This window comes from Corynebacterium curieae, from assembly GCF_027570035.1.
GTDB lineage: Bacteria > Actinomycetota > Actinomycetes > Mycobacteriales > Mycobacteriaceae > Corynebacterium > Corynebacterium curieae.
The window spans coordinates 1-16,314 of sequence record NZ_JAKMUU010000014.1 but is presented as its reverse complement, the minus strand read 5'-3'; the positions used below and the strand labels follow the sequence as shown (position 1 = coordinate 16,314).

Annotated in this window: 18 protein-coding genes, 1 tRNA gene and 1 pseudogene; 19 read left to right on the top strand and 1 reads right to left on the bottom strand. The window is 64.1% G+C overall.

Going from position 1 to position 16,314, the window contains the following annotated elements; translation table 11 throughout:
* Window positions 1–560 precede the first annotated feature (560 nt).
* Complete coding sequence (locus L8V01_RS11650) at window positions 561–689, bottom strand: hypothetical protein (protein WP_255510501.1); 129 nt, start codon at window positions 687–689, stop codon at window positions 561–563.
* A 515-nt stretch (window positions 690–1,204) separates the two neighbouring features.
* Here L8V01_RS11650 and L8V01_RS11645 point away from each other — a divergent pair.
* The 19 genes and pseudogenes from L8V01_RS11645 to L8V01_RS11555 all read left to right on the top strand — a co-directional run.
* On the top strand, window positions 1,205–1,414 hold the full coding sequence (locus L8V01_RS11645) for a heavy-metal-associated domain-containing protein (protein WP_070478508.1): 210 nt from the start codon (window positions 1,205–1,207) through the stop codon (window positions 1,412–1,414).
* Window positions 1,414–2,355 (top strand): hypothetical protein, encoded by a 942-nt coding sequence (locus L8V01_RS11640; protein WP_070478510.1) that lies wholly within the window; start codon window positions 1,414–1,416, stop codon window positions 2,353–2,355. The genes L8V01_RS11645 and L8V01_RS11640 overlap by 1 nt, the downstream gene beginning before the upstream one ends.
* Window positions 2,356–2,402: 47 nt before the next feature.
* Window positions 2,403–4,673, top strand: a complete 2,271-nt coding sequence (locus L8V01_RS11635; protein WP_070478511.1) for a heavy metal translocating P-type ATPase — start codon at window positions 2,403–2,405, stop codon at window positions 4,671–4,673.
* Between the two features lie 83 nt (window positions 4,674–4,756).
* Window positions 4,757–5,008 carry a YHS domain-containing protein gene (locus tag L8V01_RS11630; RefSeq protein WP_070478513.1) on the top strand — a complete coding sequence of 84 codons (252 nt, stop codon included), beginning with the start codon at window positions 4,757–4,759 and terminating at the stop codon, window positions 5,006–5,008.
* Between the two features lie 67 nt (window positions 5,009–5,075).
* Window positions 5,076–5,429, top strand: a complete 354-nt coding sequence (locus L8V01_RS11625; protein ID WP_083290896.1) for a metal-sensitive transcriptional regulator — start codon at window positions 5,076–5,078, stop codon at window positions 5,427–5,429.
* A 47-nt stretch (window positions 5,430–5,476) separates the two neighbouring features.
* Window positions 5,477–6,622 carry an FAD-dependent oxidoreductase gene (locus L8V01_RS11620; protein WP_070478515.1) on the top strand — a complete coding sequence of 382 codons (1,146 nt, stop codon included), beginning with the start codon at window positions 5,477–5,479 and terminating at the stop codon, window positions 6,620–6,622.
* Window positions 6,623–6,625: 3 nt separating this feature from the next.
* The gene (locus L8V01_RS11615) at window positions 6,626–7,810 is read left to right on the top strand and encodes an MFS transporter (RefSeq protein WP_144690930.1); all 1,185 of its coding nucleotides are present in this window, start codon (window positions 6,626–6,628) and stop codon (window positions 7,808–7,810) included.
* Between the two features lie 89 nt (window positions 7,811–7,899).
* On the top strand, window positions 7,900–8,229 hold the full coding sequence (fdxA, locus tag L8V01_RS11610) for a ferredoxin (protein WP_070478519.1): 330 nt from the start codon (window positions 7,900–7,902) through the stop codon (window positions 8,227–8,229).
* Window positions 8,230–8,326: 97 nt separating this feature from the next.
* Entirely contained in the window at window positions 8,327–8,935 is a 609-nt protein-coding gene (locus tag L8V01_RS11605) for a YdhK family protein (protein WP_070478521.1), read from the top strand.
* Window positions 8,936–9,148: 213 nt separating this feature from the next.
* Window positions 9,149–11,236: a heavy metal translocating P-type ATPase gene (locus L8V01_RS11600; protein WP_269947157.1), complete on the top strand. Its 2,088-nt coding sequence runs from the start codon at window positions 9,149–9,151 to the stop codon at window positions 11,234–11,236.
* 4 nt (window positions 11,237–11,240) lie between these two features.
* The gene (locus L8V01_RS11595) at window positions 11,241–11,552 is read left to right on the top strand and encodes a metal-sensitive transcriptional regulator (RefSeq protein WP_437434982.1); all 312 of its coding nucleotides are present in this window, start codon (window positions 11,241–11,243) and stop codon (window positions 11,550–11,552) included.
* Window positions 11,553–11,774: 222 nt separating this feature from the next.
* The gene (locus L8V01_RS12010; RefSeq protein WP_473937811.1) at window positions 11,775–12,290 is read left to right on the top strand and encodes a DUF8185 domain-containing protein; all 516 of its coding nucleotides are present in this window, start codon (window positions 11,775–11,777) and stop codon (window positions 12,288–12,290) included.
* 288 nt (window positions 12,291–12,578) lie between these two features.
* Window positions 12,579–13,043 carry a carboxymuconolactone decarboxylase family protein gene (locus L8V01_RS11585; protein ID WP_228073733.1) on the top strand — a complete coding sequence of 155 codons (465 nt, stop codon included), beginning with the start codon at window positions 12,579–12,581 and terminating at the stop codon, window positions 13,041–13,043.
* Window positions 13,044–13,058: 15 nt separating this feature from the next.
* Window positions 13,059–13,132 (top strand) — tRNA-Cys (locus L8V01_RS11580).
* 140 nt (window positions 13,133–13,272) lie between these two features.
* Window positions 13,273–13,662, top strand: a complete 390-nt coding sequence (locus tag L8V01_RS11575) for an ArsR/SmtB family transcription factor (RefSeq protein ID WP_070478528.1) — start codon at window positions 13,273–13,275, stop codon at window positions 13,660–13,662.
* A gap of 2 nt (window positions 13,663–13,664) precedes the next feature.
* Window positions 13,665–14,606 carry a cation diffusion facilitator family transporter gene (locus L8V01_RS11570; protein WP_070478530.1) on the top strand — a complete coding sequence of 314 codons (942 nt, stop codon included), beginning with the start codon at window positions 13,665–13,667 and terminating at the stop codon, window positions 14,604–14,606.
* Between the two features lie 120 nt (window positions 14,607–14,726).
* Window positions 14,727–15,341: a CueP family metal-binding protein gene (locus L8V01_RS11565; RefSeq protein WP_180965366.1), complete on the top strand. Its 615-nt coding sequence runs from the start codon at window positions 14,727–14,729 to the stop codon at window positions 15,339–15,341.
* Between the two features lie 94 nt (window positions 15,342–15,435).
* On the top strand, window positions 15,436–15,759 hold the full coding sequence (gene trxA, locus L8V01_RS11560) for a thioredoxin (protein ID WP_099299417.1): 324 nt from the start codon (window positions 15,436–15,438) through the stop codon (window positions 15,757–15,759).
* A gap of 320 nt (window positions 15,760–16,079) precedes the next feature.
* Window positions 16,080–16,314 (top strand): annotated as a pseudogene (locus tag L8V01_RS11555) (replication protein RepA); the annotation flags it as partial.

The window sequence follows — 16,314 nt, the reverse complement described above, 5'->3', positions numbered from 1 at the left end:
GACACACATAAAGATATGTTTTACCTGCAGTAACAGTGTTTGAAATATATTGCAACAAATGCTAAAACCGCAGAGTATCCTGCATAGATACAAGACATCGACTATGGATCATAGGGGTTAGCGGTACTCATGTGTACTGCCGTCCAAATCAAAGGCTTGGTTGTCACCGAGGCAACCAGGACTACTCCAAGCACCACAGCCTCCAGGACTACAGATAACCAAAGAGCCTTTAAAGAGAAACCACATAGATAAACCCCAGTACTTTCTTCCTCACTGCCAATGCTCACTGGAGTGAACAATCCCTTGTGACTTTTGTCGAAGCTCCGCACAATGGTTATAGGCTGCTTCCCCCCGAACGGCCACTATGTATAAGTTCTAGCCCTGCCTCTCGCCCCTCAGGCAGGGCTAGAACTCGTTAATGATTTCTGAGTCAATCGAATACGAACACTTCAGAGTACTAAGAGTGCAACTCCTACGGTAATCATCCGTTCTCGCCACGTAACTACTAGATGAGGGCACCCCTACCGGTAATCACTAATACAGGGTGCCTATCGTGATGATTACTTTGACTGCTGCTCGTCCTTGGCGGCGACAATCATGTGCGCTAGCACCTCCAGGAACTTATTGAGGTTGCCTGGATCTGCCGTGATGGTTTCGAAGACTTCCTGAGACTCCCGGGCCGCCTGCACGAGTGCGCCGAACCCTTTGTTTTTAAAAGCGTCAGTGCCAGCAACCTGTGAGGGGTTATTTTTCCTGACTAATGCCTGCACAGGGGTTGCTAACTGTCTCCGGCGTAACTGAGCACTCCAGCTGGGATTCGTCTGTTCCACTCACCAATCTCGAACGCCTGCGAATCCAGTTGACATGGCCGGCTTCGTACCATGAGCACCAGCGACTGATCGGTGTTTGGTGGTGTCCGGCCCGTACCGGTCGTCACTGCCTTCGCCGACGTGGCAAGGAAGTCCACGGTTCTCATTAGACCGGGACCACTACTCTCCGACGCGCAGCGACACCGTCCAGCGGGTCGCCCCGCAGCATCGTTTCGCCACGAGGCGCATGTCGGACGCTCCAGCCATCGTCTGCAGCACGCGTGCGATGTGGCTCATACGACCACCCCCTTCTTGCGGAATACCTGCCAGGGGTATACTGTTGACTTGTACAGGTACCCGGTAGGGGTACTACAGAGACACAAGGAGGATACATAATGGCTTCGAACAATTACCAGGTGACGGGCATGACCTGCGGGCACTGCGAGATGTCGGTCCGCGAGGAAGTCGGTGAGATCCCCGGCGTCCAGGACATCCAGGTCAGCGCGCAGACCGGCAAGCTTAACGTCACCGCCGAGGGCGAGATTGACGATGCCAAGGTCCTCGCGGCGGTCGAGGAGGCCGGCTACTCGGCGGTGCGTGTCTGATGAAGGCCGGAGGACGGCTTGCGCTCTACGGGGCCGGGCTGGTGGTGGCGTTCGGCGGGGCCTTCGGCCTTGCCGGCGCCGTCATTCCTGACAGCTTCGTAGCAGCATGGGCAGAAGGAAGTGACGTGAACACACACGGTGAAGGACACGGCGGCGCTGCGCAAGAAACTGCGGAGCCCACTCTGAACGGGGTCTCCGCAAGCGCGGACGGCTTCGTACTTTCCCCAGTCCAGGCTCCCACGGCTGCAGGCGAGGATGGAGACCTGAGTTTCCAGATCCTCGACGAGTCCGGCGAAGCGGTGACCGAGTACACTACCGCGCACGAGAAGGACCTGCATCTGATCGCCGTTCGCACCGATGGTACTGGTTTCCAGCACGTGCACCCCGAGCTTGACACGAGCACAGGCACTTGGTCGGTGCCGTGGACCTGGGACGAGGCGGGCACCTACCGCGTGTACGCCGACTTCACACCCGAGGGCGAGGGAGCCGAAGGGATCACCCTGACTCGCGCCGTCGAGGTGGCGGGCGACTTCGCCCCTGTTGAGACCGAGTCACAGACCACCGACGAGGTCGACGGATACACCGTCTCCCTGAATGGCGACCTTACCGCCGGCACCTCAAGCGAGCTCACCATCTCGGTCGAGCGCGACGGTCAGCCGGTGACCACGCTGGAGCCCTACCTGGGCGCGTTTGGCCACCTGGTGGCGCTGCGCGAAGGCGACCTCGCCTACTTGCACGTCCACGCCGAGGGCGACGAGCCCCAGGCCAGGGACACGGCCGGACCCGAGATCGGATTCGCAGCGGAGGCCCCGACCGCCGACCGTTACCTGCTCTACCTGGACTTCCAGGTCGATGGGCAGGTGCACACCGCCGAGTTCGTGATCGACGCCGAGCATGGTGACGGCTCGCAGACAGACGATTCGCATACCGGCGGCCACTGACCCGCAGGGCCTGGCGTCGCACGAGAGATGAAGAGAGAAGGAAGAGGATGAGTACATTAGCGCCCCCCATCGGTGGGCCGGACATCGAGCTGGAGATCGGCGGGATGACCTGCGCCTCCTGTGCGAACCGGATCGAGAAGAAGCTGAACAAGCTCGAGGGCGTCGCGGCCACGGTCAACTACGCCACCGAGAAGGCCAAGGTCACCGTGCCTGCCGGCTACGATCCGGGCCTGCTGGTCGCCGAGGTCGAGAAGACCGGCTACACGGCTGCGCTGCCCAAGCCCAAGGGCACCACGGCGAACACGTCGGAGACCGAGGCCGGGGAGGAGGAAGACACTGAGCTCACCTCGCTGCGCCATCGGCTAGTCGGCGCCATTGTGCTCACGGTTCCCGTGATCGCCATGGCCATGATCCCCGCACTGCAGTTCGTATATTGGCAGTGGGCCTCACTCGCGCTTGCCGCCCCGGTGATCATCTGGGCAGCCTGGCCGTTCCATAAGGCCGCATGGACGAACCTCAAGCACGGTACCGCGACGATGGACACACTCATCTCGATGGGCACCTCGGTCGCACTGCTGTGGTCCGTCTACGCACTATTCTTCGGAACCGCTGGCACACCCGGGATGACGCACCCGTTCGAGTTCACGATCGCTCCCTCGGATGGCGCGGCGAACATCTATCTCGAAGTTGGCGCGGGCGTGACGATGTTCATCCTCGCCGGCCGCTACTTCGAGAAGCGCTCCAAACGCCAGGCCGGGGCCGCGCTGCGCGCCCTCCTGGAGCTCGGCGCGAAGGAAGTCGCCGTGCTCCGCGACGGCGTTGAGGTGAAGATCCCCACCTCTGACCTCCAGGTCGGCGACGAGTTCATCGTTCGTCCGGGTGAGAAGATCGCCACCGACGGCATCGTGGTCTCCGGCTCCTCCGCGGTGGACGCCTCCATGCTCACCGGCGAGTCCGTACCGGTCGAGGTCCGCGAGGGCGACTCGGTCACCGGTGCCACCGTCAACGCGGGCGGCCGCCTTGTCGTGCGGGCGACCCGTGTCGGTTCGGACACGCAGCTTGCGCAGATGGCGAAGCTCGTCGAGGATGCGCAGACTGGCAAGGCCGAGGTGCAGCGTCTGGCTGACACGATCTCCGGCGTGTTCGTGCCGATCGTCATCGTCGTCGCGTTCATCACCCTCGGCGCCTGGCTGGGAGCCGGATTCCCCGTCGCCGCCGCGTTCACCGCAGCGGTCGCCGTGCTCGTTATCGCCTGCCCCTGCGCGCTGGGACTCGCGACTCCGACCGCGCTGCTGGTCGGCACCGGCCGCGGGGCGCAGATGGGCATCCTCATCAAGGGCCCAGAGGTGCTGGAGTCCACCCGCAAGGTCGATACCGTCGTGCTCGACAAGACCGGTACCGTCACCAGCGGCAAGATGACCCTGACAGATGTGATCACCGAATCCGGTGTGGACCGTGCCGAGCTGCTGCGCTTCGCGGGTGCGTTGGAGGACTCCTCGGAGCACCCGATCGCGCAGGCGATCGCCAAGGGCGCCACCCAGGAAGTCGGCCAGTTGCCCACGCCCGAGGACTTCGCCAATGTTGAAGGCAAGGGCGTGCAGGGCATCGTCGAGGGCACCCCGGTCGTCGTCGGACGCGAGTCGCTGCTGGCCGACTGGTCACAGAAGCTCTCTCCGGAGGTCGCACGGGCGAAGGCTCAAGCTGAGGGTGAAGGCAAGACGGTCGTCGCGATCGGCTGGGACGGTGCTGCGCGCGGCATCCTCGTCGTCGCCGACACCGTCAAGCCCACGAGCGCGGAGGCGATCCGCGGGCTCAAGGAGATCGGCCTGACCCCGGTGCTGCTCACCGGTGACAATGAGGCCGTGGCCCGCCAGATCGCCGCCGAGGTCGGCATCGAGGAGGTCATCGCCGAGGTGCTGCCCAAGGACAAGGTCGACGTCGTCACCCGTCTCCAGGGCGAGGGCAAGATCGTCGCGATGGTCGGCGACGGCGTCAACGACGCCCCCGCGCTCGCGCAGGCCGATCTGGGCCTGGCGATGGGCACCGGCACGGACGTCGCGATCGAGGCCTCCGACATCACCCTGGTCCGCGGCGACCTGCGGGCCGCGGTCGACGCGATCCGTCTGTCTCGGAAGACACTTTCGACGATCAAGACCAACCTGTTCTGGGCATTCGCCTATAACACCGCCGCGATCCCAGTCGCAGCGCTGGGCATGCTCAACCCCATGCTCGCAGGCGCGGCGATGGCGTTCTCCAGCGTCTTCGTCGTCGGCAACAGCCTCCGCCTGCGCGGGTTCAAGAGCGTCGCCACGAAGTGACGAACGAGAACCCACCCATCCATACCAATCCGATACAGAACCCACCCATCCATACGAATCCGATACAGAAGGAACACCAGAAAATGAGCAACTGCTGTAGCACGAACGAGACTAACCCCGCCGCCGAGAACGGTGGACGCGAGAACCTGCTCGGCGGGGGCGCCGATGACATGACCACCTGCCCGGTCATGGTCGGCACCCCGGTCAGCAAGAAGACCGCCGAGGCCGCCGGCCTCTACCGCGACTTCAAGGGCGAGCGCTACTACTTCTGCTGCGCCGGCTGCGGCCCCGCATTTGATTCGGACCCCGCCAAATACGCCGCCAACATGGCGTAATCCACCAGCGTGCCGGGGTGCCGCGGCACCGCTGCGGCACCCCGGCACCTGATCGGAGCGAACCGACATGACCACCCCGACCTCAATGACCGAACCTCACATCGACACCTGCCCGGCGGGAGGCGACGGCGATCCGTCCGTCCACGGATACATCAGCGACAAGGCGACGTACCGCAATCGCCTGCGGCGCCTCGAAGGCCAAATCCGCGGCATCGATCGGATGATCGATGAGGACCGCTACTGCATCGACATCTTCACCCAGATCTCCGCAGCCACCAGGGCACTCGAAAACGTCGCCCTCGGACTGCTCGACGATCACCTCAAGCATTGCGTCCTCGACGCCGCCCTCGCCGGTGGACCAGTCAGCGAGCAGAGGCTCGGCGAGGCATCCGAGGCCATCGCCCGTCTCGTTCGCTCCTGACGCCCGCACACCAAATCGATCACGACCTGCAGCCCAGGAGTTTCCCTATGACCACACAACACGTCCTCATCCTCGGTTCAGGAGCAGCCGGAGCCGCAGCCGCCCGCACTCTCGCCACACGTGACGACGTCCGGGTGACGATGGTGACCCGCACCGGGGAGACGCCTTACACGCGAATGCTCATCAAAGGAATCGCGTTCGGCCCGACCCCGCCGGAGATGATCAAGCTCCCGCTACCTCAGATTGAGGTCATCGCCGACACCGTGCTCGATGTCGATACTACGGCGAAGCGGGTCCAACTGACCTCCGGCGCGCAGGTCTCCTACGACGCGCTCATTGTCGCGACAGGGAGCGTGCCCCGCTCTCTGCCCGCGGGTGTACTCGAAGGCGACGACGTCGGACAAGGCCGGGTCACTGCTCTGCACTCCTTGGAAGATGCCATGGGTATCCGCGATCTGCTGACCAGCCTGGCACGGCCGGCGCGAGTGACGATCTATGGCGGCGGAATCATCGCAGCCGAGACCGCTTCGTCGCTGCAAGCCGACGGACACATGGTCATGCTGGTCTCTCGCAGTTCTGTTCCCGGCATCGGAGCGTTTGGGGCGCCGGTGGCTGAGCGCCTCGCCGCTGACCATGCCGCCAAGGTGCAGACTCGATTCGGTCGCACTCTCCAGCATGTCGACGAAACAGAATCCGGTGTTGCCATCACCCTCGACGACGATCAACGCATCGTGGCCGACTTACTCCTCGTTGCGCTCGGCACGACGCCCGCAGCCCCGTCGCCGTGGACGAACGGCATCGACGTCGATGATCGCCTCCGTGCCGCAGCAGACCACGTCTACGCCGCCGGAGGTGTAGCTACGCATCACGACGAAGCACTGGGCGTCTGGCGCATCGACCATTGGGAAGACGCCGCCGCGCAGGGCACGCACGCCGCACAGGCCGCACTGCACGACCTCGACATCAGCGACGATCCGGGCACCTACCTGCCGCGCAGCCCCTACATGGCGCTGGTCTACGGTCAGATGATCTCCGGAGTCGGGTACACCGCTGGTGCAGACGCCCAGGTGGAAGCCGGCGAGGAGTTCATCGTGCGCCACGAGACCGACGGCACCGTCGTCGGCGTCACCGGCATCGACGCGGTCGGCACCGTCTACCAGTGGGGTCAGCAGCTCCACGGCCTGCAGGCATAGACGATGGCGGGCGACTATACGAGGCAGATCCCGCGGCGGGGTTTCGCGCTCGCGATGGCAGCGACCATTCTCATGATGGCGGCTGCCAGCGCGCCGTCGTTGTTCTACCCCCAGATCGCAGAACAGCTCGGACTCGTCCCCGTCGCCACCACACTCGTATTCGCGGTCTACACCTTCACCCTCCTGGCCGCGCTGCTCTACCTCGGACCGCTCTCCGATCACATCGGCCGACGTCCGGTCGTAACCGCCGGTTCCCTGGCGCTGGCACTCAGCCTGGCCATGTTCTGGTTCGCCGACAGCCTCGCGACACTCCTGGTCGCCCGCGCTCTGCAAGGACTCGCAGCGGGTCTGCTCATCCCGGCCCTGTCGGCGATGATGATCGACTTCGAGCCGCCGTCGCATCCGAACATCGCAGCCCTGTGGAACACGATCGGGCCGATGATCGGTCTCGGGACCGGGGCACTCGGTGCTGCGCTGCTCCTCGATCTCACCCCCGAACCGACAGCTGCGGTCTTCGGCCCGCTCGTGCTCGCCTTCCTCACCGTGGCAGCGACGGTGTGGAGCACACCGGAACTGGTCCCCAAGACCCGGATACGACGTGGCGACCTCCGCCCGCGGTTTATGGTGCCACTGCACCTGCGCCGCATGTTCACCGCCGGTGTGCCCGCGATTATCGCCGGGTGGGCGACCAACGGACTCTTCCTCGCGCTCGGAGCCGGCCTCGTCGGCAGTGAGCTCGGGGGCTCCACGCACACCCACGCGGGCATCGTCATCTTCGCACTGGCGATCTCCGGAATCACCGCCTCGTCCGTCCTGCAGCGGCGTTCCGCCCGCACCATCAGCCTGTATGCGACCAGCGCCCTGGCATTCGGCACCGCAGCGAGCATCGTCGCCCTCGCACTCGGTTCCTACCCGGCCTACGTCGTGTCGGTCGCGATCGTCGGTTCCGGGTTCGGCACAGCGTTCCTCGGGGTGCTGCGCACACTCATGCCCCACACGGCATCGTCGGAACGCGCCGCCGTGATGGCTGTGATCTACACGGTCGCCTACCTGGCATTCGGCGTGCCCACCATCGTCGCCGGGTTGCTCGTGCCGGTACTCACCCTGTCAGGAACGATGACAGTCCTCGGTGCGATCATCATCGCCCTCAGCCTTGCAGCCACCGTCCTACGCCTGCGCATTCCTTAGCCGGCCGCAGATCCGGCAGAGACTGACGACTTCTCCGAACTCCCCACCGACTCTCGCCGCCGAACCGCACCCGACCAAGAAGAGCAGCCATGACCTATGCGATCGCGCTTCCCTGCGCGGACGTCAAGGACCGCGCCTGCATCGACGAATGTCCTGTCGACTGCATCTACGAGGGCGAACGCTCGCTCTACATCCATCCCGACGAATGCGTTGACTGCGGAGCCTGCGAACCGGTTTGTCCCGTCGAGGCCATCTACTACGAAGACGACCTGCCCGACGAATGGTCTGACTACTACAAGGCCAACGTCGAGTTCTTCGACGAATTTGGTTCTCCCGGTGGAGCCGCGAAGATCGGACCGGCGGGCTTCGACCATCCCCTCATCGCCGCATTGCCCATCCAACATGAGCAGTCCCTCTGAGAAGGACAATTCGATCGATTCACGCCGGTACAACGCGCAATCCTTGACTAGTACCCCTGGGGGGTATAGGGTAGGTGTCATGATGAAAGGAGCTGACATGCAGAGGAGACTGCGAGCAGGGCTGGCAGCAGGAGTGCTCGGAGTGACACTCGTGCTCGCCGGTTGCAGCAGCGGAGCAGACGAAGACCAGCAGACCGACCCTTCGGCTACTGAGGAGCAGGGCCACGGCGGCGACAATGCAGAAAGCGGAGATGAGGAAATGGATCACTCGATGGAGCACCCGATGGACGGCGGACCGGCACCCGAGGGTATCGCCGAAGCCAGTGACCCCACATACCCGGTCGGCACAGAGGTACAGCTCACGGCCGACCACATGGAAGGCATGGACGGTGCGACAGCGACGATCTCCGGCGCATTCGACACGTACACGTACTCCGTGAACTACACTAACGCAGGTGGCGGCGACCCCGTCACGGACCACAAGTGGGTCGTGCAGGAAGAAATCGAGGATGCCGGCGACGAGCGCCTGACCGATGGCACAGCGGTGACGCTGCTCGCCAAGCACATGGAGGGCATGGAGGGCGCGAGGGCCACCATCGCTTCGTCCACCGATGAGACGGTCTACATGGTCGACTACGAGACGGACGGCATGAAGATGACGAACCACAAGTGGGTCGTCGAGAGCGAGATCCAACCAGCGCCCTGAGCCGACGTTCGCTTGCCCGGCGACCGGGTGAGCGGCATGGCTCGATGACGAAGGAGAAGAACGATGACGGACCCGAACTCACACCAGCACCACGGTCACGGAACCGATGCACCCGCTCACGGCGAGCATCACCACGGGTCTGTGTCCGCACACGCCTCGGCGGAGGCGCACGGCACGCACGAGGGCCAGCACACTGGACACCAGGGCCACGCCATGAACCACGGGCAGCACTCAGACCACACGGGCCTCGATGAGAACGGTGTCCACGGAGATCACAGCGGCCATGGCGGCCACGGAGATCACAGCGGCCATGGCGGCCACGGGGACCACGTTGGCCAGTTCCGCCGGCTGTTTTGGATCAACCTCGTCATCGCCATCCCCGCGGTCACCCTCTCGCCGATGTTCTCCATGCTGCTGGGCTACGAGGTCCCCGGCTGGGCGGGCTGGGTCGCCGCGGTACTGGGCACCGTCATGTACGTCTGGGGCGGCAGGCCCTTCCTCACCGGCGCCGTCAGCGAGTTGAAGTCCCGCAAGCCCGGGATGATGCTGCTCATCGCTCTGGCGATCACGGTGGCCTTCTTCGCCTCCTGGGCCGCGACCCTCGGGCTTGTCCATCACGAGCTGGAGTTCTGGTGGGAGCTGGCGCTGCTGATCGTGATCATGCTGCTGGGCCACTGGATCGAGATGCGCTCCCTGGCCCAGACCACCTCGGCGCTCGACTCGTTGGCTGCACTGCTGCCCGACGAGGCCGAGCGCGTCGAGGGCGAGAACGTCGTTAAGGTGGCCCCAGCCGACCTCGTTGTGGGTGACGTCGTGATCGTGCGCCCCGGCGGCAGCGTTCCGGCCGACGGCACCATCGTCGACGGCCGCGCCGACATGGACGAGTCCATGATCACCGGCGAGTCCCGCCCGGTCTCTCGGGGCGAGGGCGAGACAGCTACCGCCGGCACCGTCGCCACCGACTCCGGCCTGCGGGTGAAAATCACCGCCACCGGCGACGACACCGCCCTGGCCGGGATCAACCGGCTCATCACCGAGGCCCAGAACTCCTCCTCCCGCGCCCAGCGGATCGCCGACAAGGCCGCGGCCTGGCTGTTCTGGTTCGCTCTCGGCGCGGCGCTGGTCACCGCTGTCGTCTGGACGCTCATCGGCATGCCCGACGAGGCCGTGGTCCGTACCATCACCGTACTCGTCATCGCCTGCCCCCACGCCCTCGGCCTGGCGATCCCGCTCGTGGTCTCCATCGCCACCGAGCGCGCCGCCCGCGGCGGCGTGCTGGTCAAGGACCGCCTCGCCCTGGAGTCGATGCGGCAGGTCGACGCAGTGCTCTTCGACAAGACCGGCACACTGACCAAGGGCGAGCCCACCGTCACCGGCGTCGAACCGACCGGCGACCTCGACGCCGACCAGGTCCTCGCCCTCGCGGCCTCGGCCGAGGCCGACAGCGAGCACCCGCTCGCCAAGGCCATCGTCGCCGCCGCCAAGGACAAGGGCCTCGCCCTTCAGCAGGCCAGCGGCTTCTCATCCTCGCCCGCCGTCGGAGTCACCGCGACTGTCGCCGGCCAGGAGGTCCGCGTCGGCGGCCCCCGGCTGCTTGAGGAGACCGGCCAGCACGAGGTCGGCACAGCCGAGGAATGGCGTTCTGAGGGCGCGATCATCCTGCACGTCCTCCGCGACGGCCAGGTGGTCGGCGGCCTCAAGCTCGCCGACGAGATCCGCCCCGAATCCCGCAACGCCGTCGACGCCCTCCACGCCCTGAGCGTCGAGGTCGTCATGATCACCGGCGACGCCGAGGCCGTGGCGAACGAGGTCGGACGGGAGCTCGGCATCGACCGCGTCTTCGCCGGCGTCCGCCCCGAGGACAAGTCCGCCAAGGTCGCCCAACTGCAGCACGAGGGCAAGAAGGTCGCCATGGTCGGCGACGGCGTCAACGACGCCCCGGCACTGGCCCAGGCCGACGTCGGCATCGCGATCGGCGCCGGCACCGATGTCGCCATCGCCTCGGCCGGGGTGATCCTGGCCAGCTCCGACCCCCGGTCGGTGCTCTCCATCATCCAGCTCTCACGACGCGCATACGGTAAGATGAAGCAGAACCTGTGGTGGGCCGCCGGATACAACCTCATCTCCGTGCCGCTTGCGGCCGGCATCCTGGCACCGGTGGGATTCGTCCTGCCAATGTCGATCGGCGCGATCCTGATGTCGGCCTCCACCGTGGTCGTCGCGCTCAACGCCCAACTCCTGCGGCGCATCGACCTCACACCCGAAGCCAGCACGCGTTCCGTCCTGGAACGCCAGAAGTAAGGACATGCCCATGTCTGTCGACACCGATTCTCATCAGCACGGATACATCAACGACAAGGAGCACTACCTCGGCCGTATGAAGCGCATTGAGGGTCAAGCCCGAGGGATCGCGAAGATGATCGATGAAGAGAAATACTGCATCGACATCCTCACCCAGGTATCCGCCCTGACCCGCGCCCTCCAGGGGGTCGCGACCGGTCTACTCGACGATCATCTCAAGCACTGTGTGCTCGACGCAGCGAAGCTCAGCGACGAGGCGGCCGTCGAGAAGATACAGGAAGCCACCGACGCCATCAACCGACTCGTCCGCTCCTAATCCCGGACCCCGAGGCCGCGTTCCAGGACACGGCGGGAAGCCCTCACGACGCCCTCCACGCCTGATCCTCACCGACACGCCGTCCGCCCGCGATGCGCCCACTTTCGCTCAACGGGCCAGGCGAGCCGGCGCCCACGGCGTGCGCTTGCAGGCCGCGGCCGGGCTGCTGCGCATGAGTGCGGTGTACCAACGCCCCGTGGTCCGCTCGACCGCACCCCTACGATCCTCGTCCTTCGCACGCTCCATTCCGACCCCGAGCTGCAGTGCGACGTCACCGTCGAAACCCTGACCGCGACCGTCGACCCCCTGTCCCTCGAACTGCCGGAGACCTCGCTGGCACCCGCTTGGACCAGCGTCGAACCCCCACAACACGGGTGGAGATACATTGCGGACGTGTCCAGTCTGACGCTGATGCGTAGCGTCCGTGCCGGCATCGAGGCCGTGGCCCAAGCACTTCCCGACAAACCCGGCGACGATGTCGCCCGCAAGATCCGGGGCATGGTCTGGGGCACCCCGGACACAGCCCTCGCGTCGCTGCCACAAGGCGTCGCGTTCGCCGCCTACGTCTTCGGGTTCCTCAGCTCCGAAGGAGAGGCCGCGATCTCCACCGCCGGCCGCTGGACGCGGTTGACCCTTCCGACTGGACACGTACTCCTGCGCGGACCCGTCGTCTCTGGCCTCACCTCAATCCGCCGCACCCGGCCACGCGTCTCCGAGTCCTTCAAACCAATCGGATAATACTTGATACCCCATAGGGGTAAAGGGTAGGATTGGTGACTATGAGAGAGGCTGAACACGCGCACGCCACGTATGACACACCGCACCTGGATGCGGCCGGGATCGTGAGTCGGCAGCAACGCGAGTCCGGCGACTTCTACCTATTGACCGGTGTACATGCCGGGCATCAGCAGCAGGAACGCATCCCTGCGGGTTCAACCTCGAACTCGCGACCAAACTGACTAAGGAGGCATTATGCCCCGTTTTTCCCGATTGACCCCTCAGACCGCAGTGGGGAGCTCACGAGACTTGCTCGGCGATCTCGTCGAGCGGCACGGCGAGGTCGGAGACATGGTCTCGACGATGGCGCATTCCCCGGCGGTGCTCGGCGGTTATCTCCAGCTGAGCAAAGCCATGCGTCGCGCCAAGCTCGACCGCAAGGTCAGCGAGCTCGTTTCGATCGCCGTGCAGTCGCAGCAAGGATGCGGAATGTGCCTGGCCTCGCACATCAGCGCGGCACGATCACTCGGGGTCAGCGATAACGAGATCGCACTCGCCCAGCAGGGTACGGCGATGACCGGCCCGGTCGCGGCGATGATCGCGCTCGGCCTCCAGGTCTACCGTGAGCCTGCGTCGATCACCGACGAGCAGATCGACGAGCTTCGGGGGTTCGGGTACAGCGACCGTGAGATCTCTGATGTCGTCGGGGTCGTGTCGCTGAACATTCTCACCGGCGCCTTCAACCTGGTTGCCGGCCTCACGCCGGGCGACTGATCTTGCCGGCGACTTGGCGCCTTGGCCGAGAGGATAGGCAGCGGTCTGCAAAACCTTGTACACGGGTTCGAGTCCCGTAGGCACCTCCACTTTCCGCCGAATCCAATAAGGCACGCGTCGCAGGAAGCGGGCAGTCCACCCTCGGGCGCGCCGGAACCTCTGAGCTTCATTTCGCATCGAGCGACAGATCACACTCGACAATATCGTCATAGAGCGATATAATCGCTATATGACTATGAATCAACAAGAGGGGGCAACCCTCGACGAGGTGGCGACAGCAGCGTACGCCCACCTGTTCCAGGCATTTGCAGAACCGACGAGGTTGGCGATCGTGCAGCACCTCGCCTCGGGCGAGCACCGGGTCCGCGATCTGGTCGAGCACATGGGCCTGGCCCAGTCCACGGTAAGCAAACATGTCGGCTTTCTCGTTGAGTGCGGCCTGGCGACGATGCGCCCGGAAGGGCGCTCCACCTGGTACTCGCTGACACAGCCCGAACTCCTGCGTACCCTCGTCGCCGCTGCCGAATGCCTCCTCGATGCCACCGGCACGCAGGCCCTGCTCTGCACGCACCTGCGACTCCCACATACCCACCACGCGACAGATACGGAGAAGAAGTAGACATGGGCGCAGGACACAATCACGGCCCCGCAGCCAGCGAGACCGGGCACCCTGGAGATTTCCGCAAGAAACTCTGGATCGCATTCTCGATCACCGCGACGATCGTCGTCGCCCAGGCCATCGGCTCGGTCATCACCGGCAGCCTCGCACTGCTAACCGACACCGCCCATGCCATCACCGATGCCGTCGGCCTACTGGTCGCACTGATCGCCGGGACGCTGATGCTCAAGCCCGCCAACTCCAAGCGCACCTGGGGGTTCCGACGTATCGAGGTGATCGCAGCCCTCGGACAGTCGGCACTGCTGCTGGTGGTGGGCACGTACGCCGCCATCGAAGGAATCCGGCGACTGTTCGAGCCGCCGGAGGTGCCCGCAAGCGAACTGCTGATCTTCGGCATCATCGGCCTGGTCGCGAACATCATCGCCATCACCATCCTCGCCTCCAGCCGCGGTTCGAACTTCAACATGCGTGCCGCGTTCCTCGAAGTCCTCAACGACGCCCTCGGCTCACTCGGAGTGATCATCGCGGCGATCGTGATCTCCACGACCGGGTTCATGCAGGCCGACGCCATCGCCGGACTGTTCATCGCCACCCTGATCGTGCCTCGCGCGTTCAAGCTGATGCGCGAGACCACCGGCGTCCTCATGGAGTTCACTCCTAAGGGCCTCGACCTCGACAAAGTCCGCTCACACATCCTCGAACTCGACCACGTCCAGGATGTTCATGATCTGCACGCCTCCACTGTGGCGACCGGCCTACCGACCCTGACCGCCCACGTCGTCGTCGACGACGAATGCTTCACCGACGGTCATGCCGCCCAGATGCTCCAAGAGATCAAAGACTGCGTCGCAGGACACTTCGAGGTCTCCGTCCATCACGCAACCTTCCAGATCGAGACCGAGCACATTGCCGAACATGAACCGGAAGTCAGCAAGCACGACTGAACGCAGCGCCCCCTCCCGGGCTCGTACCGGGCGGGGCGCTTCCGCATCACACAGGTAGGCACTACCCCTATGGGGTACTATGGCCAATTGGCACCACGGGCAGGCACGAGAAGGAATCCCATGAAAAACCTCAGGTCATTGCCGAAGTACGGCGGGAAGAAAACCGCTGCAACCACCGTCGTGATCGGCGCTTTCCTGCTCACCGGATGCGCGGCCGCCAACGACTCACCCTCAGCCACCTCGGCCAGCGGAGCCGAGATTCTTGTCGAGAATGGTCTCGAAGGCCTCGACGTGCGGGAGCTGGTCGAAACGCTCGATGCGATCCCGCTGGACGATCGCACGGAGACCTTGACCACGTCGATCACTGCGGAGATGGTCACGCTCACTGATCAGCACGAGCACGCGACAGAGGTGCGGTTGCCCAGTGACGAGATCTACGTATCCGTTGCCCCGTATCGGTCGCAGACCCATGATTGCTACTACCACAGCCCGACCGGATGCCTGGGCGAGCTGCGCAACGCAGACGTGGCCGTAACGGTGACGGATGCGACGACCGGCGAGACGATCGTCGACGAGGAGTTGAGAACCCTCGACAACGGCTTCGTCGGGATCTGGCTGCCCCGAGGCATCGAGACATCGATCTCGATCACCCACGACGGCCAGACCGTCACCTCCGAACTTTCGACCGTCGGCGACGATGCGCAAACCTGCCTGACCACGATGCGACTGGTCTAAAACTAGCACCACGGGAATACCCCCACCGGGTAGGGTGTTGTGATGTGCGCGCGGTCTATCGCACGCGACGTGTAATAGGAAGGAAAGCAGTCCCATGAGCGAAGTCACCACCGTCGACACCCAGGCCTTCGAAGAGGTTGTGCTCCAGAGCGAGGTCCCCGTTCTCGTGGACTTCTGGGCAGCCTGGTGCGGCCCGTGCCGTGCGATCGCGCCGGTCCTGGACCAGATTGCAGCTGAGCAGGATGGAAAGCTCCTCATCGCCAAGCTCAATGTCGACGAGAACCCCGACATCGCCTCACGCTACAACATCAGTTCGATCCCTGTGATGAAGGTCTTCGACAAGGGTGAAATCGTGCGCGAGATCATTGGGGCGATGCCGAAGCCGCAGATCGAGCAACGCCTCGAAGGCATTATCTGAGGCTCGGCCGTCGAACCGTTCCCGAACTCCGCCGACCGTTGCGCGGCAGTTGATGGTCGCCCGACTCAGCGTGATTGCATACGTAATGCAAGACTGCGCAGTGCAACGAGCGCTTGAAGTGGCAGGACCCCGTTACCGAAGGCGGTCTTCTGCTGATTTGCAGTCAGTCCGCCCATCGTGTCGGTAATCCATCTGACTGGCAGATCCATAAGCCATTCCACGAACTCCGGCGACGGGCGTGGCCCTCTGTCCTCGTTCATATACACCAAATACACGGTTTGCAAGAAGTTAAGCAGTGTCACCAGAAAAGGGATTCTTCCATGGCACTGCCACCAGAAAAAATTGCTCAGCTTCAAGCAGCCCAAAAGACTGCCCAAGACCGAGAAGTTAATCAAGCAAAAGAACTTATAAACGCCCAAGACATTGGCTACACATCCAAACTCTTCGTCCAAGCATTATTTCCATACCGCAAGACCGACGAAGAAAAACGAGTCATAGAGACAGCACAAGGCCGAATCGTTGTCTACGCCGATGGAGGATTGCCCTACGGCAAAT

Excerpts from the sequence above, each read along its gene's own strand:
- L8V01_RS11645 (WP_070478508.1), top strand. The coding sequence starts at position 1,205 with ATGGCTTCGAACAATTACCAGGTGACGGGCATGACCTGCGGGCACTGC.
- L8V01_RS11640 (WP_070478510.1), top strand. The coding sequence starts at position 1,414 with ATGAAGGCCGGAGGACGGCTTGCGCTCTACGGGGCCGGGCTGGTGGTG.
- L8V01_RS11635 (WP_070478511.1), top strand. The coding sequence starts at position 2,403 with ATGAGTACATTAGCGCCCCCCATCGGTGGGCCGGACATCGAGCTGGAG.
- L8V01_RS11630 (WP_070478513.1), top strand. The coding sequence starts at position 4,757 with ATGAGCAACTGCTGTAGCACGAACGAGACTAACCCCGCCGCCGAGAAC.
- L8V01_RS11625 (WP_083290896.1), top strand. The coding sequence starts at position 5,076 with ATGACCACCCCGACCTCAATGACCGAACCTCACATCGACACCTGCCCG.
- L8V01_RS11620 (WP_070478515.1), top strand. The coding sequence starts at position 5,477 with ATGACCACACAACACGTCCTCATCCTCGGTTCAGGAGCAGCCGGAGCC.
- L8V01_RS11615 (WP_144690930.1), top strand. The coding sequence starts at position 6,626 with ATGGCGGGCGACTATACGAGGCAGATCCCGCGGCGGGGTTTCGCGCTC.
- fdxA (WP_070478519.1), top strand. The coding sequence starts at position 7,900 with ATGACCTATGCGATCGCGCTTCCCTGCGCGGACGTCAAGGACCGCGCC.
- L8V01_RS11605 (WP_070478521.1), top strand. The coding sequence starts at position 8,327 with ATGCAGAGGAGACTGCGAGCAGGGCTGGCAGCAGGAGTGCTCGGAGTG.
- L8V01_RS11600 (WP_269947157.1), top strand. The coding sequence starts at position 9,149 with ATGAACCACGGGCAGCACTCAGACCACACGGGCCTCGATGAGAACGGT.
- L8V01_RS11595 (WP_437434982.1), top strand. The coding sequence starts at position 11,241 with ATGCCCATGTCTGTCGACACCGATTCTCATCAGCACGGATACATCAAC.
- L8V01_RS11575 (WP_070478528.1), top strand. The coding sequence starts at position 13,273 with ATGACTATGAATCAACAAGAGGGGGCAACCCTCGACGAGGTGGCGACA.
- L8V01_RS11570 (WP_070478530.1), top strand. The coding sequence starts at position 13,665 with ATGGGCGCAGGACACAATCACGGCCCCGCAGCCAGCGAGACCGGGCAC.
- L8V01_RS11565 (WP_180965366.1), top strand. The coding sequence starts at position 14,727 with ATGAAAAACCTCAGGTCATTGCCGAAGTACGGCGGGAAGAAAACCGCT.
- trxA (WP_099299417.1), top strand. The coding sequence starts at position 15,436 with ATGAGCGAAGTCACCACCGTCGACACCCAGGCCTTCGAAGAGGTTGTG.